Genomic DNA, 21,628 nt, shown 5'->3' with positions numbered 1-21,628 from the left:
GGCGGCTGGTGGTCATGCACCGTTCGCCGGCTTTTCTTTTTTCACCATTATCCATTGACCACTTAATCGTTTAATTATGGTAGCCTGTTCTTTTCTTCCTGCCGCCACGCAAATGATCTACGATATGAACCTGCAGCACCTGCTGCACGGCATCACGTTCGAGTGCCCACACGCAGCCCTGGCCGAAAAGAGCAAAGTAGTGCGCTGTGTGCTCGAGGGCAAACAGTACAGCAGCATCGAGATAGACCGGATCTTCTCGGCCTCGAAAGCACAGGGCAAAAGCCTCTATTACGTAGATGAGGCCCTGCTCCAATCGATTGGTCCGGATGTTATCTTTACCCAGGACGTTTGTGAAGTGTGCCAGATCGATACTGCCTGTACGGCCGCTGCCGTGGCCAAACTGGATAAACAGCCGCAGCTGGTACCGCTTACGCCCAATAATCTCCAGGATGTATTCAATACAGCCATTACCATAGCATCAGCCCTGGGCCGGGAGGAAGCAGCCTATCCTTACCTGGCTGCCCTGCAAAACCGCATCGATGTGATCATCGATACCCTGCGCGCCCACAAGGCGCCTCCAAAAAGAGTGATGGTGATGGAATGGGTAGAGCCTATCTACAACTGCGGCCACTGGATACCCTACCAGGTAGCCTACGCGGGCGGCATCGATATGCTATCGAACCCCGCCGGCGACAGCATCGTTACCCCCTGGGAGAAGATCGTTCGATACAACCCGGAAGTATTGGTCATTGCCCCCTGTGGATTTACGGTTGAACGCACTATGGAAGAACTACATTTGCTGACCAAAAAACCGGAATGGAGTGGTTTAACGGCAGTGCAGCAAGCCGCTGTATACATTGCCGACTACGATCTTTTTACCCAGCCAAGTGCCAGCACCCTGGTGGATGGTATCGAGATACTGGCGTCGATGTTCCACCCTGGCCTGTTCAATGTACCAGCCGGTTTGGAACATAAATGTACTTCCCTGTATAAAATCATGGCCCATGTGCAAGCATGAACAAAAAAGCTGTCCGCGTTGCCAGCAGGTGTTTGAATGCAAAGTAGGCGATGTACACCATTGCCAGTGCTTTGGCATCTCCTTCAATGAAGAAGAGAAGGCTTTTATTGCCGGCCGCTATCAGGATTGCCTGTGCCGGAACTGTTTACTGGAACTGAAGCAACGTTCTGTTTTATTTACCGAGAAATTTTCTTTGGATGTCAATAAGTGATCAGCAGCCCGGCATCATATTCGTGACCGGAGGAGCCCGCAGCGGCAAAAGCCGTTACGCGCAGGACCTGGCCCTGCAATTAAGTGCAAACCCTGTTTATGTAGCTACTGCCCGCAAATGGGACAGCGAGTTCCATAACCGTATCAAGCGGCACCAGAACGACCGCGATGAACGGTGGACCTCTATCGAAGAAGAAAAGCAGATCAGCCAGCTCGATCTGGGCGGCAAGGTTTCTGTGATCGATTGTGTTACGCTATGGCTCACCAATTTCTTTATCGATAACAAGTATGATATCGACGCCTGCCTGGAAGCCTGCAAGCAGGAAGTGCTGCAATTGCAGCAACAGCCCGGCACCTTTATCATCATCAGCAATGAGATCGGTATGGGGGTGCATGCAGAAACCGAGATCGGCCGCAAGTTTACCGACCTGCAAGGCTGGGTGAACCAATTCATCGCAGCGCAGGCACGCAAAGTCGTATTTATGGTGAGCGGCATACCCATGGTGATCAAAGGATAAACGATACCGATGATCAAAGCATACATGAACTGGAGCGGCGGCAAGGATTCTTCCCTTTGCCTGCACCGCATAAAACAAGATAAGCGATACAGCGTAGAAAGTTTACTTACCAGCGTCAATGCGGCGCACAACCGCATTTCGATGCATGGCGTGCGGCGGGAGCTGCTGGTAGAACAGGCAAATGCTATCGAACTGCCTTTACATACCATCGAACTATCCGAACAACCAGGTATGGCGGAATATGAACAGGCTATGATGGAACGGGTAGGGACTCTCAAAGCTGCGGGGTATACCCATGCCGTATTTGGCGATATTTTTCTCGAGGACCTGAGGATCTACCGTGAGCAGAAGCTGGCTTCGATGGGCATGGAATGCGTTTTCCCTTTATGGAAGGTCTCCACTAAGGAGCTGATGGAGGAGTTTCTGGGGCTTGGGTTCAAGGCAGTCATTGTGTGCGTGAATGAAAAGTTCCTCGACAAGGGCTTTTGCGGGCGCCTGATCGACGAATCGTTTGTCCGCGACCTGCCCGATAACGTAGATGTTTGCGGCGAAAACGGCGAATATCATTCCTTTGTCTTTGACGGTCCTATTTTCAAATATCCGATTCCTTACACAAGCGGCGAGATCGTATACAAACGGTATGAGGCGCCGCAAACGACAGCCTCCTCCGACAATCGGATGGACCAGGCTTCCACTTTTGGCTTTTACTTTTGTGATCTATTACTACCATGACAACAAACTCAACGATTACTTCCCTGCAGGCCGATCTGCAGCACAAAATTGACAATAAAACCAAACCACCCGGGTCGCTGGGCGTATTGGAACAACTGGCACTGCAGGTGGGCCTGATCCAGGAAACCGTGTCGCCGGTGATCACCCAACCGCATATTGTCGTATTCGCAGGCGATCATGGGATTGCGCTAACGGGACTGGTGAACCCCTACCCACAGGCGGTTACAGCCCAGATGGTGTTGAACTTTCTGAATGGGGGTGCCGCGATCAATGTATTCTGCCGGCAGCACAACATTGCCTTGCAGGTAGTGGATGCGGGTGTGAATGCCGATCTTATTCCCGCCTCGAGTCAATTGAAGGTAAAAGGCGGCGAAGTATTTATCAACGCGAAGATCGACATGGGTACGACCAATTACCTCGAAGGCCCGGCTATGACCAAGGAGGCGGCACGCGCCGCCATCGATGAAGGACGGGCCATTGTAAATAGCCTTGCCGACCGTGGCTGCAACTGTATTGGCTTTGGAGAAATGGGTATCGGCAATACGTCTTCCGCCTCGCTGATCATGAGTGCTGTTACCGGAATGCCTGTTGCAGCCTGCGTGGGCCGCGGAACCGGCGTAAATAATAGTCAACTCGAAACAAAGGTTCAAACTCTGGAGAAAGTACATGCGCTGCATATGCTATCTGCGCTGGCCGATCAACCAATGGCTTTACTGGCAACGGTAGGCGGTTATGAGATCGCCATGATGGCGGGTGCTTATATCGAAGCGGCTGCTCAAAAGATGGTGATCGTGGTAGATGGCTTTATTACAACAGCAGCCTTGCTGATCGCCCAACAGCTCGATCCACGTGTTTTGCAGTATTGTGTATTCGCACATACCAGTGGCGAACATGGTCACGCCAGGATGCTGGAACATCTAAAAGCTACTCCCCTATTACAGTTGGGCTTGCGGCTGGGCGAAGGTACCGGTGCAGCATTGGCGATCCCGCTGATACAATCTGCCGTCAATTTCCTGGCAGAGATGGCTTCCTTTGAATCGGCCGGGGTGTCAAATAAAGAATGATATGAAAAAAGAAATACGCATTTTCTTCACTGCAATGATGTTCCTGACCAGGTTGCCGGTGCCGAAGTTTACCGACCATTCGCAGGAATACCTGGAAAAGTCTGCCCGTTATTTCCCCCTGATCGGGTGGATAGTGGCTGCCATTAGCGGACTTACCTTTCTTGTCTTCAACAAATACGTAAGCGAGGATATCGCCATCCTGGCTTCTATCATCGCGGGCATTCTCACCACCGGTGCTTTCCACGAAGACGGCTTTGCCGATGTGTGTGATGCCTTTGGCGGGGGCTGGACGAAGGAAAAGATACTCGCCATTATGAAAGACAGCCGGCTGGGCACCTATGGCGTTACCGGGCTGATCAGCATCTTATCCGCAAAATTCTTGTTACTGAAGGAACTTCCCAAATTCACGCCTGCACTCGATGAGCCTTCCATAAACATCTTCTACAATTACCGTCATTTCCTGTTGATACTGGTGGCTGCGCATGCGGTAAGCCGTTTGATGGGAGTATTGACCATTTGCCTGTTTGAATATGTGACCGATCCCGATGGCAGCAAGTCGAAACCGGTGACCAGCAACAAACCATCTGCTGTTACGATCCTCATGGCCATTGCTTTTGCGGTATTGCCATTGGTTTTCCTGAGCTGGCATTTTGCGTTGGCGATCATCCCGGTAATGATCATCGTCTACAGGCTGGCAAAGTACTTCAAGAAATGGATCGGTGGATATACCGGAGACTGCCTCGGTGCCATTCAGCAGGTAAGTGAACTAAGCTTTTACCTGTTTGCGCTGATCATCTGGCGGTACGCCCTTTAACCCGGCCTGTTCCGAATTTCTTATTATTGCACTATGAGCATTTATGTGATCCGTCATACCACCCCGTTGATCGAAAAAGGCACCTGCTATGGCCAGGCTGATATCGACGTAACCCGTACGTTCGAAGAGGAGGCTGCTATCATACGCCAACACCTGCCTGGTGGTTTGCAAGCCATCTACAGCAGTCCCTTGCAGCGTTGCAGCAAACTGGCGGAACACTTGTTCCCGGAACAGCCAATCAACTATGAGTCAAACCTTATGGAGATCTGCTGCGGTGAATGGGAATTGCAGCGGTGGGATGACATTCCCCGCGAGGTGGTTGACCCGTGGATGAACGATTTTGTCAACGTAAGCATACCCGGAGGAGAAAGCTATGTGCAGGTATTTGACCGGGTGAGCCGGGTATTCGATGCCGTGGCTGGCTCTGGCCAACGAGCGGCCATTGTTACGCACGGCGGAGTGATACGGAGCATTTTGGCTCATATCACAGGCACTCCACTGAAAGATTCTTTCAGCGCTTTTTCGCTGCACTATGGCTGCGTGGTCAGGATTGACCGGGAGGGCGATGGTTTCCGTCACGAAATGCTGTCGAACATCAATTCGGGCAAAGAGCAACACAAGCCGAGCTATCAATAAACTACACCCGGTTGAGCCAGTGCTTGCAGGCCGGGTCTTCGCCTGTTGTGGGCTGATGGTTTCACACGCCGGTTTGTGGGCAATTACTTGTAAATTGTAAGATCATTGTCAGCTAAATCTAAGGCTATGGATCTGCGACTGGACAACCTGATCACTGTTACCTTCACTTTATTTGCGATCATCGATATACTGGGCTCTATTCCCTTATTGATCACCCTGAAGAAAAAGATGGGGGGCATCGATGAGATCAAGGCCACACTGGTTTCGGGCGGATTGATGATCCTGTTCTTGCTGACGGGTGAAAAATTCCTTCAAATATTGGGACTGGATGTGCGCTCCTTTGCAGTAGGGGGATCCATCGTGATCTTTATTCTGGGGCTGGAAATGGTGCTGGGCGTGGAATTCATCAAAAGTGATGCGGATCATAAATCCGGTACGGTGGTTCCGATAGCTTTTCCGCTGATCGCCGGTTCCGGTACGTTGACCACCATCATTTCCCTGTCGGCCAATTACAACCAATGGACGGTGCTTTTCGGCATTTTGATCAACCTGATAATTGTTTTCCTCGTTTTGAAATCCCTGAATTATATTGCGAAACTTTTAGGACCGGCAGGATTATTAGCGGTGAGAAAGTTTTTTGGCGTAATTTTGCTGGCCATTGCCGTAAAAATCTTTGCGAGCAACGTTGGCGGACTGATCAAATAGTGTAATTGGCTTCGTAGTACAATGGATAGTATAAGAGTTTCCGAAGCTCCAGATCCAGGTTCGATTCCTGGCGAAGCCACAGAGAGCCCTATCCGAGGGAAAAGCAAAAAGCGCCTAACCGGCGCTTTTTGCTTTTCATACCCCCTTCCAGACCAGATTAGCCCGACGCTTCAGACAATCATGGTTCGTTCGGGACTTGCACCATATCGTTTGCGCCCGTGCCGGGCATGTACAGAAAAAAAAAAGACGACCGACGCAGGAACGCGTCGGTCGTCGTGTAAATATGTAAGCTCTGTTATAAACCCTTTAATACTGGGGGTTCTGCTGTGCCAGGATGCCTGGGTTTGCATTGATCTCTGCCTGAGAGATCGGTAACAGGGTTTTATAAAATGTTCTGTCAATTGTTTTCGGACGGGTAGCTACCGATATGCCGATGATCTCATCATTGAATGTTATGGATTTATTCAATCGGATCATATCAAAAAACCTTTGCCCTTCGCCATACAACTCTTTGCTCCTTTCATCTAGGATCATATCTACCGTTACTGTTGCTGCGGTAGCGGGTGCCAGATTGGGGGCACGTTTGCGGATCGCGTTTAAGTAAGTTGCTGCTTTCGTAGCATCTGTAGGCAAGACAGCTTCTGCAGCAATCAGATAAATTTCAGATAACCTGATCAATTTAAGATTTACTGCCGTCGGAGTAGCTTTACCATCACCCGCCAACGAAATGTTACCGCTATATTTATACAAGGACCCTTTTCGAGGATTGGCTGTAGTAGATATTTCATCCTCTTTCATAACACCCCATCTAACATCGGCTGCATCTTCATTTAGTCTGGTCAGAAAATAATCACTTGCTACAAACCAGCCTAAAATTGTACTTCCACCATCCCCTTTCCTTCTGTGGTACGCACCTATAGAAGCTGCACCCAGGTCTCCTTCTAGCGGATAAACACCGATCTCAAAGATGGATTCCGAGCCATACTGTGCTTTCCAGGAGTCGACCCAGGCCGCATTGCTGTAGAGCGTATATACGTTGCTCGTGATGATCTCCTCTGCTGCTTTTAAAGCATTGGCATTGTCCTTCATATACAGATAAACCCTTGCCTGCATAGCCAGGTTGCCGTAATAATTCACAAATCCATTGGATTTCGTTTTCGCCAACAATGGAGCACCCGCTTTGAGGTCGGATAATATTTGATTGTAGTTTTCGCTAACCGTATTCCTGAGAGGCTGTGCGGTGGATTTTAATGGTGTTGTAACGTTGGGAACACCAAATGCGTTCTTGTCCAAGTCATAAGACTTTCCATAAAGACGCACCATATCAAAATACATGATCGCACGAAGTGTTAATGCCTGTCCCTTATAGCTGTTATAGCCGGCGGCTCCAGTCGCTTCCAACCGGGCTATGTTTTCGAGGAGGTTGTTCACCTGCAGCAGGGAAAAATATATCTGCGACCAATAGCCAGAATAACTGTTGCTGGTGGCGGAGTGATTAAATGTATACAACGCATCGTCCCCTCTTCCCTGTGAAGGAACTGTCATGTCACCACCTTTCACATCGCCATAGAGAATGAATCTCCTTCCGTAGTAATCAGCGTTACTCATACTGCGTACAATACCATTGATCATTATCTGGGCATCGGCGGGCGTTTTTATGGATTCATTGGCATTTACCTGGTTGGTAGGCACCACATCGAGTGTCTTATTACATGAAAACAAACCAAACGCCACTATGCCGGCTAAAAATATTCTCAGTGTATTATTCATTTTATAAAGAGTTTAATGAATTAAAAATTAAGATCGAGCCCGAATGTGTAGGTCTTTCCGATGGGCGTTTCCCATCCACGGGTTCCATACTGGTTTACTTCAGGATCGGCAATTTTATACTTTGAGAAGGTCAGCAAATTACTTCCATTAAAGAACACTCTAACATTGGAAAGGCCAACTTTACCAATCAGATTCCTGGGCAGATCATAAGACAGGTTGACGTTCTTTAACCGAAAGAAGGTGGCACTGGACATCTGGCGGGTGCTGTACTGCATCGGATCGGTAAGATCGGTGCCTCTGAGGAGCGGCAAGTTTCCGGATGTGTTTTCGGGCGTCCACATATTTGCATACAGGGTTTCTGTCCTGATCCTTTCCCAGTAATAGCCATCATCTGAAACGTCCTTGAACGCTCCGTCATACAATTTGCCGCCAAGCTTATAAATAAAATTCAGCCCCAATGTAACCCCTTTATATTCCAGGCTGGTATTAAGCCCTCCATACACATCGGGCATTGCATCACCCACGATCTTGTAATTTGCTTTGTTAAATGAATAAGTAGCGCCTCTGTCATTGTATAAGAAGTCGCCTGCTTTTGCATCGGCTGGATTATTTACATACCATACATTGTTGCCATTCTTCGGATCTACGCCGCCCCACTCATAGCCATAATAGCTTAAAGTAGATGAACCTTCCCGGTAAATGAACTGTGCCCTGTTATCTCCTCCCGTTGGATCATACCAAATGATATCTCTGCCGCCATACAATTTGGTAACCTTTGATTTAATGAAGGATGCATTAACAGAAGCACTCCACCTGATAGATTTGTTGTTGATGATATCTCCACCAAGCTCCACTTCAATGCCCTTGTTATTTATTTCACCTACGTTTGCCAGTGCGCTCGAAAAACCGGTAGTGGTTGAAGTGGGAACATCCTGCAAAAGATTCCTCGAATCGCGGTTGAAATATTCAATAGTACCTGTTAACCGCTGTTTAAAGAGGCCGAATTCCAACCCAATATTGGTCGTATAATTCGTTTCCCAGGTAAGATCGGGGTTGGCGTTGGTAGACAGGTAACCACCTGCATTGCCATTGTAGCGGAGGGTATAACTCGTCAAAGACCTCCATCCATAATTCTGCGAAGGCAATGTACCATTGATGCCATAAGAAGCCCGCAACCTTAAATTACTGATAGGAGTAATCTCCTTCATGAATTCTTCATTACTGATCCTCCAGGATCCTGCCACTGACCAGAAATTACCCCAGCGGGTGTCGGGCGCCAGTTTTGATGAACCATCACGGCGGAAAGAACCAGAGAGGAAATATTTCTGTTTGTAATTGTACTCCAGCCGTGACAGCAGGGAAACGATGGAGTTGCCATACTCATACCCGCTGGCCGAAAACGCACCAGCCGGAGATAAGGTGGTCAATACACTTGATGGAAGATTTGTTCCCGTTGTGCTTTGGAAGTTTGTCCTGTTTTCCTCTACCTCAAACCCACCTAAGAATGAGACATTGTGGTCTCCGAAATTTTTGGCGTAGTTGACCGTATTGGAAGAAACCAGTTTCGAAATACTGGTACTCGTTTCATTTAAGGATCCATTCGTTGAAACCCCATTGTAGTGAATGGCGCTGTAATACAGGTGATCCTTGATCTCGGAATTGTCATAGGAGAAAATAGACTTAACATTCAATTCCGGCAGAATAGTCAGCAGGATCGTTTCGTTGACAGAAAACCTTTTGGTGATGGAACTGTTTTCCCATTGATCATTATAATAAAGATTGTTCTGCGCCAGGCTTCCATACCTTGCCGTATACGGCAGTCCTGTTTTGTAGTCAGTGGGCCAATAAAAAGGCCATAACAGGTTTCTTACCTGGTAAAGGTAGTTGGCCCCTGTATTCCTGGTATCATTAAACCCAGATTGCTTGTTCCTGGCAAGGCCTATGTTGGTAGTAAACTCCAGGTGTTTTCCCACCTTTTGTGAAATGTTGGTACGACCTGAAATACGATCGAATTTATTGACCCGGACCCTATTCTGGTCTTTGGTGTAGTTCAGCGAAGTATAATAGGTCGTATTCTGATCACCGCCGCCTACAGAGAGATCATTGGTTTGGTAAATACCTGTTCCAAAATAAGCATCGTCCCAATCAAAATAAGTTCCCTCGCGGTTCACCAGTCCATCGGTCATGCCACTGATGATCACATTGTCGGAAAGGGCTGTACCCGTGGTCGAAAATTTATACCCATGTTTATTGAACTTGGTATTGAGCTGCCCAAGTGCATAGGTATTGGCCTGGGCTGCAGTTTGTCCGGCAGAAGTCTTGTTATCATACAGTATCCTATACAACATATTTATTTGTTCCTGCGGACCTCCCACTTCGTAGTTGTCAGTGGCCCATCCTGGCGTAACACCAATAGAAGAGGATAAATGCACCACAGGTTTCCCTTTTTTCCCGCGTTTGGTGGTGATCACCACAACACCATTGGCTGCTCTTGAACCATACAGTGAAGAAGCTGCCGCATCTTTCAGGATCGTGATGGTTTCAATATCGGCCGGATTCAGCGTATTCATGATATTATTGGAACCGATCAATGAACCGCTCAGGTTGCCCTGATCGCCCGAAATAACGGGAACACCATCAATAACATACAGTGGTTCATTGCTCGCATTCATGGAGCCAATACCCCTGATGCGTATACTGGGAGTGGTGCCGGCCTGACCGCTTGCAGTTGTTACCTGCACACCGGATACTCTACCCACCAGGGCATTCTGGAAAGAAGTAGATGGAACATCTTTGATATCGTTTTGCTTGATTACTGAAGCAGCGCCGGTATAGGTGCCCTTTTTTGCATTACCGTAAGCAACTACCATCACTTCATTGAGCGATTCGAAGTCTGTCTCCAACTCAATATTGATCTCGCTGCGACCACTAATGGCCACTTCCTTTGAGTGGTAACCGGTAAACTGAAATACCAGTGTGGTAGCTTTGGGAGGGAGGGTAATTTCGTAACGGCCATCGTTGCCTGTAATGGTGGCCGTCTTGCTTCCTTTGACCAGTACGGTTGCGCCGGCCATGGGGCTTTTGCTGGTGTTATCGGTAACAACACCTCTTATACTGGTTTGTGCGTATGATGCAAGGCACCATGTGCAAAGCACAAACAATAAGACTGTAATTTGTTTGCTCATAGCTAGTGTTTGGGTTAAAAATTGTTATTTACAATAGGTTCTTAAACGATCTGCAGGTTTTTCATGTAAGCGGCATAGTTTGAAGCCAACGCTCCTCCTACCACTCATTAGCACGTTACTCGTCTTTGCGTATTTATGTCGAAAATTGCTGCTTTGTCTTTAACAGCACAAATACAATGATTTAGATCAAGATTCGTGTATCTACTACACTAAAAACCTGCATTTTGTAAACTTAATTAAAAAAGAAATACGCCAATATTTAACCTTCCCGCAAAAAACCGCATAATTACTCATATGCAAACAAATTCTACATCGACTATTCAGCTGTGTATTTAAGTATTGAAAATCAACATAAAATAGACGATATCCCTAAGAAACGACGGTAGTTTAGGGGTTCGCTTTCCTGCATAATGTGGCCGCTTGTACCTTTAAAACTATAGCATATTTGCAGGATTCCACTTTGCGATGGTACTATGCGAATGATGTGACGTGCTCCTCCCCAAGCCGGGACGGGCTTCGGCAATACCTGGGACGAACAGCTATTTCTTCTCAAATACCCCTATTAATTGGGACGGCGGGAGGAGATACCAGGTGCGAACGCCCTTATCCCGGGGACGGATAACACGATCTATCCGTTTTCTCCTCATTGCCTCCCCGATGTTACCCTTGTTCCCCTCTGTGCTACCTCGGATTCCGGGGAGGCAATGAGGACCCAAAGAGGACCCAATGAGGTATCATCAGGGCTCCATTGAGAAAGTTGACCCGTCCTAAAAAAATGCCCTTGCGCCGCTCTCTCTTTCGGGACTATAACACAGATACGGCTGCACAGACGATTTAATGAAGCCTTGCCTGAACTATACCGGTATTGCTTCCGGCTGATCCGTAAAGTGGCGTTACCGGAACCTGTAAATTTTCCCGTCATGCACCCAACCTTTGTTTCCGGAACAACCGTTCATCTATACAAAAGGGTTACATGAAGTTTCCAGTCCTCCTTTTAACGACCGGCATTGCAGGCATTCTACTGTCCTGCCAGAAAGATCAACAAGGCGAACCTGAACTTCTGGTGTCGGCCACGGATGTCAAATTTGGCGAGCTTGTTACAGCCAAGGTGGTAAACGCCCGGCCCGGCACCACGATCGACTGGCATTCCCGGTGCTACCAGGTTTTTGACAGCTTGACCGACGGCACCAAAGCGAAAATGTTCTTTGTGTGGAACGAAAAGGATTCCATCAAAGTAACGCTCTATCAAAACGGGCAGCCTTATGCGTCTTTTACAAAATACCTGAAGATAATACAGGAGCCGTTTCAGTTGGATAATACTATTCCGGGCCATTCGGCAGGATCGTTGAACGGGAAACGCCTATCTATCCATCCATTCATTTCCTATTTTGATTCAACACTCGCCTTCCTGGTCAACACCTCCGATAGTTATGATTGCCTCAATTCCTATATTCTTACCGATGCCGAGACTTTCTGCAAGAAGATCGATGTTTCTTTTTCCGAGGTGTGGGTACGCGGAGATTGCGAGAAAGGAACTTTGCAGGCATCCCGAATCCTATATACCCATACTTATTATTCGGACGGTTTGTATCCCATTAACATTAAAGTAGGCTCAAAAACATATACAGGTTCGTTAAAAGTGACTGGCTTTGCAACGAAATATGAGTTTTTGTGGCCACACGATGAAGTGAGCATCAGCCCAACGAATATCTGATTATACTAATATAAAAGAAGTGAATTAAATACAGTTGTTGTTTTGGACGAATTGCATGAGATCATAACGGGGTGCATCCGCAACGATCGTGCTGCGCAGGAGAAATTTTACCGGCATTTCTATCCTTCGATGTTTTGCCTGTGTAAGAAATTCTTCCGGGATGACCATGCTGCGTTGGAAGCCGTGAATGATGGCATGATGAAGGTATTTGCGCACCTGGCCGATTTTAAAGCAGAGAAGGGCGCCATTTTCAATTGGGTGTATACGATCGTGCGCCATACCGCCCTTGATAAACTGAAGGTGCCAGTGAGGGTGATCGTTCCCGATACCGACGATGAGGACCTCGAGATCCCTACCGGCAATATCCTCGAGCACCTGGAATGGAGAGACGTCTATCACTACCTCGACCACCTGCCGCCGGCCACCCGGGCAGTGTTCAGCCTGTTTTACCTCGAGCATTTCAAGATCCCGGCGATTGCTGAACGATTAAAGATCAGCACCGGTACGGTAAAATGGCAGTTGAGTGAGGGAAGGAAGATCATGCAACCGGTTTTAAAAAAGCATTTTTCACTATAAAGGCTATCATCAGTGAAAGAAAAGCAATTTGATCATTTGTTCTTTTCGGAAGAAAACAGTCCGGTGCCATTGGTACCGCCCGATGAAGCCTGGGCGACCATGCGGGCCAGGCTCGACGCACCGGCACCTGTAGAGAAGAGAAGGAGTACCTTGCTGTGGTGGACACCGCTTCGCTATGCCGCGCTACTATTGCTGATCCTTTGCGCGGGCTTTCTCCTTTGGCAAATAAACCAGGATTCAACCAGGGAATCCCGACGTAACCAAGGGCCGCCTGCCAGCGGGGGCATTGTAGATAATAATGATTCAACCGGGCGTCCTGTTCCAGCCGCTGATGCAGCATCTACACCTGATAATGAGCATAACCAGGAAGGCCCCCAACAACAGGCCAGGCAACACGACAAGCCTCCGGCTCACGCTTCGGAGGCGACTATCACTTCCGATAGGGCAGCTGTCCATGCTGCCAATGAAATTTCAACTGCAGCTTCCGGCAATGCGACCGATCATATAGCACGCACAAACAGGTTGATCACTGAAAAAATAATGAAAGCGGCTATTCCTGTTACAGCCAGCACCCTAAAAGACAGTAATACTTTACACTTCACACAAGTTGCAGGTACGCATTTTTATGCTTCCATCCGGGTCCAGCCTTTTCGATACTCTTTTCCCGGGTGGTTACCGGAAGGCCGTTCTATGCAGAACCCTTCCGGTAATACTCCTGCCCGCCAGCGCGGGTTAGCGATAGGCATCCAGGCAGAACTACAGGTACCTCTACCTTCCAATAATGTGTATTTCAAGAATACCGCTCTGAAGGATCGCTTTTATCAACCGGTCATCCCGGGCGTTTGGTTGAGCTATGTAAAGAACAGGCACCGCTTCAGCGCCGAATTAAAACCGTTTGCCAGCGCCTTGCTTCCAGATGCTGCCTATGAAACCTCGATGGATGCTTCCGGCACACGAACCAAGAAAACGCTGGCAAAAGTTTTCGGCATGCAGGCCGGACTCGGTTACGCCCGCCCTGTTGCACAACACTGGTGGCTGGGCGGTGCTTTAACCGCTTCGTTCTGGAAGCGCGGTCTGGTGAACAAAGTGCCCTATCCCGACTCGGCCTTTGAAAAGCCGGTCATAGAAATGGTACATCGTCGTTCGTTGCCTGCATTGCAAAGCTTTCAACCGGGCGCAGCCGTTCAGGTAGGATATGCCTGGCGCGACCTGGAAGCCATGCTGCAGGTGGAAGTGCCTTTCACCACCACTGCGAAGGGCGGTCCGTTGCCCGTTTGGACAAGGTTGGGGCTTCGCTGGCGTGTATGGCAGCCCAGGTTGTCGGGCGCTTCGGCTAAAGCGGTAATTTCCACAGATCGGGACAAGCTATAAGCCCTTCATTAATTTCACCGGACTTTATTTTAATTATGAACGGGGTTGAATTTCCTGCAATCCTTAATATTTTCGGGCAAACAGTTCAACCAATCGTTCATTATGAGAAGAAACACTTCTGCACTGACCCTGGCCCTCTTGTTGGCGGGCACTGGTGCGTTTGCCCAAACCAGGGATTCCCTGATGGTTAAGAGTATTATTGAAGAAGCCACCCAACGCTCCCAGTTACAGCAACTTGGACATGAGTTGATGGACGGCATTGGCCCAAGACTGGTGGGAACTCCGCAAATGAAGCAAGCGGCAGATTGGGCAGTAGCGAAATACCAGAGCTGGGGCATTGGCGCCAAAACCGAACAATATGGTGAATGGCGTGGTTGGGAAAGAGGCGTTACGCATATCGACATGGTATATCCGCGCATCAAATCGCTGGAAGGTACCCAACTGGCGTGGAGCCCTTCTACCAATGGCAAAACGATCACCGGCGAAGTGATCATTTTACCCGACGTGGCCGACTCTGTCGCATTTCAGCAATGGCTGCCTGCCGTGAAAGGCAAATTCGTGATGATCTCCATGTGCCAACCAACAGGACGCCCTGATTATAACTGGGAGGAATATGGTACCAAGGAATCATTTGAAAAGATGAAAAAAGAGCGGACCGCCCAAACAGATGCGTGGCGCAGTCGTATAACCAAGACCGGCCTCAACAATACCACCCTGCCGCAGGCGCTTGAAAAAGCCGGTGCCGCAGGTGTTGTAATGTCTTATTGGTCCAATGGTTTTGGTGTCAACAAGATCTTTGGCGCCAATACGACCAAAGTGCCTACCATCGATATTGCGCTGGAAGATTATGGCTTGTTGTACAGACTTACCGAAGGAGGTCAAAAACCAAAGATCAGTGTGCGCGCCGACTCCAAAGAGCTGGGTCTGGTTCCTACCTTCAATACCATTGCCGAGATCAAAGGTTCTGAAAAACCCGACGAATACGTGATCCTTTCCGCCCACTTCGATAGCTGGGATGGCGGCACCGGCGCTACCGATAATGGTACCGGTACACTGACGATGATGGAAGCGATGCGCATCCTGAAGAAAGTTTATCCCAATCCCAAACGCACTATCCTCGTAGGTCACTGGGGCAGTGAAGAACAGGGTTTAAATGGTTCCAGGGCTTTTGTAGAAGACCATCCGGAAATCGTTAAGAATATACAGGTATTGTTTAACCAGGATAATGGCACTGGTCGTGTGGTAAATCTTTCTGGTCAGGGCTTTTTGCATGCCTATGAGTACCTGGGCAGGTGGCTGACCAAAGTACCCAACGATATCCGCAGCCAGATCGACACCCGCTGGCCCGGCGCTCCCGGCGGCGGTGGCTCCGACTTTGCCTCTTTCGTAGCAGTGGGCGCTCCTGCTTTTTCGCTGAGCTCTACCAGTTGGTCGTATGGCAATTATACCTGGCACACCAATCGCGACACGTACGACAAGATCGTGTTTGACGATGTGCGCAGCAATGCCATCCTGACTGCGATCCTCGCTTATATGGCCAGTGAAGACCCCGTGAAGACCTCACGCGAAAAAAGTGTACTGCCGGTAAATCCCCGCACAGGCGAACCAGGCAGCTGGCCTGCTCCGGTTAAATCAAAAAGAAAAGGCGGGGTTAATTAAAACAGTTTGTCTATCTAAGTAATATTTGGAGGGAGCCCCGCTGGGCTCCCTTCTTCATTACAAGTGTAACCTGATCTTTGCCTTATTGAGCAAAATGGCGATGCCCATGATTAGGAGCGCATAAACAGCCGACCAGGCCACACCGAGCCAGCCTTCGTGAAATGCATGCGGCATGAAATAGAGTCCAAACAATACCTGCAGGTGATACAGGATCGATGGAAGTATATAGATCAATAACGGATTGGCGGCAGCTGGCTTGAAGAAAGCGGTCCAGCCACTAACCTTCTTAACATCCGTAAGCCAGTAGAGCAAGGAGAATAAAGCGCTGCAGATGGCCACACAATAAAGACACCACGATGGTGTAGCGTATATCTTCGAAATACCATGCAAGGGCCGCAGCGCCCAGGCAGCGATGGCCATAACTAACATAAATATGATGGCGGCCATAAAACGCTGGGTATTGGTTTGAATGCCTTTGCGCTCGAAGTAGATCAGGGAGAGCACCACTCCACATAAAACGATACCGGTGTGGGAGGCATGTCCTGCCTGGCCCGACATCCACCTTAATACGGCATAATGTTCTGCCACCGGAAGACGCCCCACCACATACCAACCCACACATACTACGATCATGATCAGTAATCCAATCAACCGGCCACGCACCAGTTGATAAATGATGCAACTAAACAGGTAGGCCCAGCCGATGAGCCCCAGGATTCCCCACCATTGCGGCGTGAGCCCTCTCGTACCATCATCGCCGCCTTTATAGAGCAAAGCAAGTATGATCAACCCAACAGCGCCGATGGCATTCAATACCAGCGACCAATTCTTATTTTTGAAGGGATAAACATTCCAGACCAGGATAGCGCAGCAGTAGAAGAGCAGCGACCAAAGGTGGATGGACATGCCCATGGCGGCCTCATTGTAACCTCCTTCGCCATTGACCATAAACACGCCCAGCACAAGCAGGCCGATCGTGCGCCAGGCGATATGCCCCTGCAGTTTCCAGAATGTATCACCTTTTGCCAGCCGGTTGTTGAGCGCGAAGGGCAAAGACATGCCGACTATAAAGAGGAAAGCGGGAAACACAATATCGACAAACGTCATGGCATCGGCGTCGGCAGGCATATGTTTCATCCACACCGGAATACCGGATACACCTGCCACATCATTCACGAAGATCATGACAAGTATAGTAATGCCCCGGAATACATCGATGGAAAGGATACGGTCGGTTGTTAACGCGTTGTACTTCATTGGCAGGGAGTTGGGTTTTCTAAAAATACAATGAAGTACAGGAATTACAACCTGCCGCCCGTTAAATCTTCTATTGGTAAGATGGGAATGCCCAATCAGAACAGCTCGAAAGTTACAGCACCAGGCCTATACGGATGCCCAGCAAGGCGAATCCGCCCCGTCTAAAAGGCGGCGCTTCGGGATAAGTCATGCCCGACTTTGTAGCGTTGTATCGTATACTAAGGTCGATTTGCTTTGTACCAACGGGTATCAAGGTGCCTATGGACGGCACAAATGCCATATGAGTTGCGCTGTTCTTGTGAGCACTGATGTTAACACCGGTCTCAAAACTTAAGTAGGTATTTTTGATCACATAACCTTTCAGTCCTGCGAGCAGGGGCACTACAGCATAGTTCTCTACCTCCTTATCATCAAATGCCTTCGCAGTGCCTTTAAAATATTGATACCCTGCATTGAGCGTGCCGGCGAAATACTTTCCCCATCCCCAATCCTTTTTGATATAGATGCCCGTTAGTAAGCCTTTCATCTCTCCCACCATAGCATAGGTTGGGATGGCCGCATCGATTCCAACAGACAGGTTGCTTCTACCTTGTGCACCAACTATTAATGTGCCGGCAGCAAGGATCAGCACCAGGAATATTCTTTTCATATTCTGATTTTAATAAAGGTAGCCCGTTACAGCGCCAGTCGCAAGGACACTTGTTTAAATTGAAGAACCGCTTGTTTGAAATAGTCAATTTTGGTTATGACACATATTCTTCGGCGATCGTTGCCGGAAATTAAAAAATCATTAATAACGTAATTTTGACGCTCACAGAAAAAACGGTGAGGACTCAACGGAAATAATGTAATTTGGCTCAACCTGTTAACCATTCATATTAAAACTAATGCGCAACCAACTGCTTATAGTTTGCCTGACGCTTGCAGGGTATTTTGCTACTGCACAGGACAACACTACAGACAGCAGCTTCACTGCATCTGCCATGCACAATGCGGTGACCAACTATCACCATTACACGGACAAACAATCCCGCCTTTTTAATGGTATTGAATTCTTCGGCTATTCGCCCAAGATCGAAGGCATACCTTACTACCTCGAAAACACCTGGCAAAGAGGACAAATTGTTTATGACGGTATCTTCTACGATACGGTGCAAATGATGTACGACATCGTGAAAGACCGTGTTGTCATTCTCCACTTCAACAATTTCTTCCGGCTTTCCCTGTTCAGCGAAAAAGTAAAAAGCTTTTCACTGATGGGTCATCAGTTCGTGCGTATAGAGCGCGACAGTACCAACCGGCAATCGCTGGCCACAGGTTTTTATGATCAGTTGTACAAAGGACCTACAAGTGTACTGGCCAAACGCAGCAAATTCATTGAAGAGACCGTGAAAGAGGTGCTGGAAAGAAAATTTGTAGAACAGTATCATTATTACGTTTTCAAGGACGGCAACTACCATATCGTAAGGACAAAGAAAGGTCTTTACTCTTTATTAAAGGACCACTCGCGCGAGATCAGGCAACACCTGAAGAAGAACAAGATCAAGTTCAGGAAAGATAAAGAGAACGCCATTTTGCAAGCCGCCATTCATTATGACTCCTTAAAAAACTGACATGAGACGATTGTCTTTAATTATGGCGTTGGGCCTTTTATTGATGGCCGGCCGGTCAACAGCCCAGCGAACCATATCCAATCCCATCAACCTGATCGTAAGCGATACTGCCATCGATGTCATCATCCAGGAGTTCGAGCGTCAATCGGGTTATCATTTCTATTACGACCGCAGTCAATTCGACAGCCTGCGGTTCAGCATTGTCATCAATAATCAGCCGCTCGACAAGGCATTGGAGCAAACCTTCAACAACACCCCATTTCACTTTACCGTGATGCCCGATCGCCAGTGGGTGTTCCTCACCAAGGGGGCTTCGATCAAAACCTCGCTGCCGGACAACTTCTTTGCCAGGGCAGCAAAAGATACTGCACGCCGTGACGTAGCCGCAGTTCCTGATTATGGCGACAAGAAAAAAGTGCGCGCCGATGCGTCTATCGAAAACAAATTATTTGAGATCGGCAGTAAAAATAATAGTGGCGGACCGGGCACTGTAACAATTGCCGGTCACATCCGCAACCTTAAGAGCGGTGAGCCGATCGTTGGCGCTACTGTATCGATCCCGAATACTTCCATCGGCACGGCTACCGACCAATATGGCTATTTTTCGCTCACAATCCCCAAGGGGCGTTATGTACTGAACATACAGGGCATCGGGATGAAGGACACCAGGCGCCAGGTCATGCTGTACACCGGCGGCAAACTGGATGTAGACATGGAAGAGCGCGTGGTTTCGCTCAAGGAAGTTATTGTGTCGGCTCAAAAGGTGGCCAATGTGAGAAATGTGCAGATGGGAACTGAACGGTTGACGATCCGCGCCATCAAGCAGATTCCCACCGCCTTTGGAGAGGCAGACATTATACGCGCTGTGCTCACCTTACCCGGCGTGAAGTCGGTAGGAGAGGCGAGTACAGGCTTTAATGTGCGCGGTGGATCGGCCGACCAAAACCTGATCCTGTTCAACGACGCCACGATCTATAACCCCTCTCACTTCTTTGGTTTCTTCTCGGCCTTCAACCCCGATATCGTGAAAGACGTGGAGTTGTACAAAAGCAGTATCCCCGCAAAGTATGGTGGCCGTTTGTCGTCGGTGCTGGATATTTCGAGCCGTGAAGGCAATAAAAAGGAAATCACCGGCAGCGCCGGCCTTGGCCTTATCACCAGCCGCTTCAATATTGAAGGCCCCATTCAAAAAGATAAAACCTCTTTCATTCTCGGTGCACGCACTACCTATGCCAAATGGCTGCTCAACCTGCTGCCCGACGAATATGAGAACAGCAAGGCTTCGTTCTATGATGTAAACCTGCATATCAGCCATCAGTTCAACAACAAGAACAACCTGTACGTGACCGGCTATACCAGCAAGGACCGTTTCAACCTGAACAATGATACCACCTACGGTTACAACAACAGCAATGTGGTGGTAAAGTGGAAACACATCTTCAACAATAAGCTAACCGGATTTTTGACAGCCGGCTATGATCGTTACGCCTACCATATCCAAAGCGAAAAGAACGAGATCAATGCCTATAAGCTCAACTTCGATATCAACCAGTTGAATGCCAAAGCAGATTTTACCTGGTACCTGACACCGGCCCATACGCTCGATTTTGGCGCAAGCACCATCCGCTACAAACTCAATCCCGGCAATTATGGCCCCATCGGCAAGGAATCGCTGATCGTTGCGGATGACGTTGCTGCCGAGCAAGCACAGGAAAGTGCCATCTATCTGTCGGAAAAATGGAATGTCACGCCTGAACTGTCCGTGCAGGCCGGTGCCCGTTTCTCTTATTTCCAATACCTGGGTCCTGGCAATATCAACCAGTATCCCAAGGGACTTCCCAAGAATGAGGACAATATCACCGGCGTAAAAACCTATGGCAAGGGTGATGTGATCCAAACCTACAATGGACCGGAATGGCGCGTTTCCGCCCGCTACCTGGTTACACCTACCTTCTCCGTGAAAGCCGGCTATAATACGCAAAGGCAGTATATCCACATGCTGTCGAATACCACGGCGATCTCGCCCACCGATATCTGGAAATTGAGCGATCCGAACATCAAACCGCAGTATGGCGACCAGGTTTCTCTGGGCCTGTATAAGAACCTGCGCTCGAATTCGATCGAAACATCGGTGGAAGTTTATTATAAGCGCATCAAGAATTACCTGGACTATAAGAGCGGAGCCAACCTCGTGATGAATGACCATATTGAAACCGACGTGATCGGCACAAAGGGCAAAGCCTATGGCCTGGAATTGATGATCAAAAAACAAAATGGCAAACTGAACGGCTGGATCAGTTACACCTACTCCCGTATCCTGTTGACCATGGACGACAGCACATCGGGAGAGTTGCTCAATGGAGGTAAAGAATACCCTGCCAATTACGACAAACCGCACGACTTCACCATGGTGGGTAACTACCGCTTCACGCACCGGTTCAGCATATCGCTGAATGCGACCTATAGCACCGGACGACCGATCACGGTTCCTATCGGCCGGTACTATTACGGAGGCTCCTGGCGGGCACTGTATGCCGACCGGAATGCTTACCGGATACCGGACTATTTCCGTACCGACTTTGCGATGATCCTGGAGGGCAACCACAAGGTGAAGCAGAAGTTTCACAACAGCTGGACCTTCGGACTGTACAACATCACCGGCAGAAAGAACCCTTATTCGGTTTATTTCACGTCGGAAAACGGCCGTGTGAATGGATATAAGCTGTCCATCTTCGGCAATATCATTCCATTCATTAATTACAACATTCGCTTCTAAATACCGCAGT

18 protein-coding genes and 1 tRNA gene are annotated in these 21,628 nt (G+C 48.6%); 15 read left to right on the top strand and 4 right to left on the bottom strand.

Annotated features, from left to right (window positions below):
* The first annotated feature begins 76 nt into the window (after positions 1 to 76).
* From P2H89_RS02120 to P2H89_RS02080, 9 genes are all read left to right on the top strand, one after another.
* Positions 77 to 1,018 (top strand): ABC transporter substrate-binding protein, encoded by a 942-nt coding sequence (locus tag P2H89_RS02120; protein ID WP_275824835.1) that lies wholly within the window; start codon positions 77 to 79, stop codon positions 1,016 to 1,018.
* Positions 1,005 to 1,229, top strand: coding sequence for a cysteine-rich CWC family protein (locus P2H89_RS02115; RefSeq protein WP_275824834.1), 225 nt, complete (start codon positions 1,005 to 1,007; stop codon positions 1,227 to 1,229). The genes P2H89_RS02120 and P2H89_RS02115 overlap by 14 nt, the downstream gene beginning before the upstream one ends.
* On the top strand, positions 1,216 to 1,746 hold the full coding sequence (locus tag P2H89_RS02110; RefSeq protein ID WP_275824833.1) for a bifunctional adenosylcobinamide kinase/adenosylcobinamide-phosphate guanylyltransferase: 531 nt from the start codon (positions 1,216 to 1,218) through the stop codon (positions 1,744 to 1,746). The genes P2H89_RS02115 and P2H89_RS02110 overlap by 14 nt, the downstream gene beginning before the upstream one ends.
* A gap of 9 nt (positions 1,747 to 1,755) precedes the next feature.
* A complete protein-coding gene (locus P2H89_RS02105; protein WP_275824832.1) occupies positions 1,756 to 2,478 on the top strand; it encodes a diphthine--ammonia ligase in 723 nt (240 codons plus the stop codon).
* The gene (cobT, locus tag P2H89_RS02100; RefSeq protein WP_275824831.1) at positions 2,475 to 3,542 is read left to right on the top strand and encodes a nicotinate-nucleotide--dimethylbenzimidazole phosphoribosyltransferase; all 1,068 of its coding nucleotides are present in this window, start codon (positions 2,475 to 2,477) and stop codon (positions 3,540 to 3,542) included. The genes P2H89_RS02105 and cobT overlap by 4 nt, the downstream gene beginning before the upstream one ends.
* A 1-nt stretch (position 3,543) precedes the next feature.
* Positions 3,544 to 4,356: an adenosylcobinamide-GDP ribazoletransferase gene (locus tag P2H89_RS02095; protein ID WP_275824830.1), complete on the top strand. Its 813-nt coding sequence runs from the start codon at positions 3,544 to 3,546 to the stop codon at positions 4,354 to 4,356.
* Positions 4,357 to 4,389: 33 nt separating this feature from the next.
* On the top strand, positions 4,390 to 4,992 hold the full coding sequence (gene cobC / locus P2H89_RS02090) for an alpha-ribazole phosphatase (protein ID WP_275824829.1): 603 nt from the start codon (positions 4,390 to 4,392) through the stop codon (positions 4,990 to 4,992).
* A gap of 126 nt (positions 4,993 to 5,118) precedes the next feature.
* A complete protein-coding gene (locus P2H89_RS02085; protein ID WP_275824828.1) occupies positions 5,119 to 5,697 on the top strand; it encodes a MarC family protein in 579 nt (192 codons plus the stop codon).
* A gap of 7 nt (positions 5,698 to 5,704) precedes the next feature.
* Positions 5,705 to 5,776, top strand: a tRNA-Arg gene (locus P2H89_RS02080).
* A gap of 227 nt (positions 5,777 to 6,003) precedes the next feature.
* Here P2H89_RS02080 and P2H89_RS02075 read toward each other — a convergent pair.
* Together P2H89_RS02075 and P2H89_RS02070 are read right to left on the bottom strand one after the other, a co-directional pair.
* Positions 6,004 to 7,467 (bottom strand): RagB/SusD family nutrient uptake outer membrane protein, encoded by a 1,464-nt coding sequence (locus tag P2H89_RS02075; protein WP_275824827.1) that lies wholly within the window; start codon positions 7,465 to 7,467, stop codon positions 6,004 to 6,006.
* A 20-nt stretch (positions 7,468 to 7,487) separates the two neighbouring features.
* On the bottom strand, positions 7,488 to 10,652 hold the full coding sequence (locus tag P2H89_RS02070; RefSeq protein WP_275824826.1) for a TonB-dependent receptor: 3,165 nt from the start codon (positions 10,650 to 10,652) through the stop codon (positions 7,488 to 7,490).
* 973 nt (positions 10,653 to 11,625) lie between these two features.
* Between P2H89_RS02070 and P2H89_RS02065 the strand changes: the two genes are divergently transcribed.
* The 4 genes from P2H89_RS02065 (at position 11,626) to P2H89_RS02050 (ending at position 15,972) form a co-directional block, all read left to right on the top strand.
* Positions 11,626 to 12,366 carry a hypothetical protein gene (locus P2H89_RS02065; protein WP_275824825.1) on the top strand — a complete coding sequence of 247 codons (741 nt, stop codon included), beginning with the start codon at positions 11,626 to 11,628 and terminating at the stop codon, positions 12,364 to 12,366.
* Positions 12,367 to 12,408: 42 nt separating this feature from the next.
* Complete coding sequence (locus tag P2H89_RS02060) at positions 12,409 to 12,942, top strand: sigma-70 family RNA polymerase sigma factor (protein WP_275824824.1); 534 nt, start codon at positions 12,409 to 12,411, stop codon at positions 12,940 to 12,942.
* A 12-nt stretch (positions 12,943 to 12,954) separates the two neighbouring features.
* Positions 12,955 to 14,313: a hypothetical protein gene (locus tag P2H89_RS02055; RefSeq protein ID WP_275824822.1), complete on the top strand. Its 1,359-nt coding sequence runs from the start codon at positions 12,955 to 12,957 to the stop codon at positions 14,311 to 14,313.
* 102 nt (positions 14,314 to 14,415) lie between these two features.
* Positions 14,416 to 15,972, top strand: a complete 1,557-nt coding sequence (locus tag P2H89_RS02050; RefSeq protein WP_275824821.1) for a M20/M25/M40 family metallo-hydrolase — start codon at positions 14,416 to 14,418, stop codon at positions 15,970 to 15,972.
* 57 nt (positions 15,973 to 16,029) lie between these two features.
* On the opposite strand, the gene P2H89_RS02045 is transcribed toward P2H89_RS02050, so the two are convergent.
* A complete protein-coding gene (locus P2H89_RS02045; protein WP_275824820.1) occupies positions 16,030 to 17,229 on the bottom strand; it encodes a DUF5009 domain-containing protein in 1,200 nt (399 codons plus the stop codon).
* 112 nt (positions 17,230 to 17,341) lie between these two features.
* Complete coding sequence (locus tag P2H89_RS02040; protein ID WP_275824819.1) at positions 17,342 to 17,878, bottom strand: hypothetical protein; 537 nt, start codon at positions 17,876 to 17,878, stop codon at positions 17,342 to 17,344.
* Positions 17,879 to 18,116: 238 nt separating this feature from the next.
* On the opposite strand from P2H89_RS02040, the gene P2H89_RS02035 reads away from it, so the two are divergent.
* Both P2H89_RS02035 and P2H89_RS02030 read left to right on the top strand, forming a co-directional pair.
* Entirely contained in the window at positions 18,117 to 18,842 is a 726-nt protein-coding gene (locus tag P2H89_RS02035; RefSeq protein WP_275824818.1) for a hypothetical protein, read from the top strand.
* 1 nt (position 18,843) lies between these two features.
* Complete coding sequence (locus P2H89_RS02030) at positions 18,844 to 21,618, top strand: TonB-dependent receptor (RefSeq protein WP_275824817.1); 2,775 nt, start codon at positions 18,844 to 18,846, stop codon at positions 21,616 to 21,618.
* Positions 21,619 to 21,628 lie beyond the last annotated feature (10 nt).

It is taken from the genome of Paraflavitalea sp. CAU 1676 (assembly GCF_029223285.1).
Classification (GTDB): Bacteria; Bacteroidota; Bacteroidia; order Chitinophagales; family Chitinophagaceae; genus Paraflavitalea.
The sequence above is the reverse complement of the archived record's forward strand: the minus strand, read 5'-3'. Positions and strand labels throughout refer to the sequence as shown.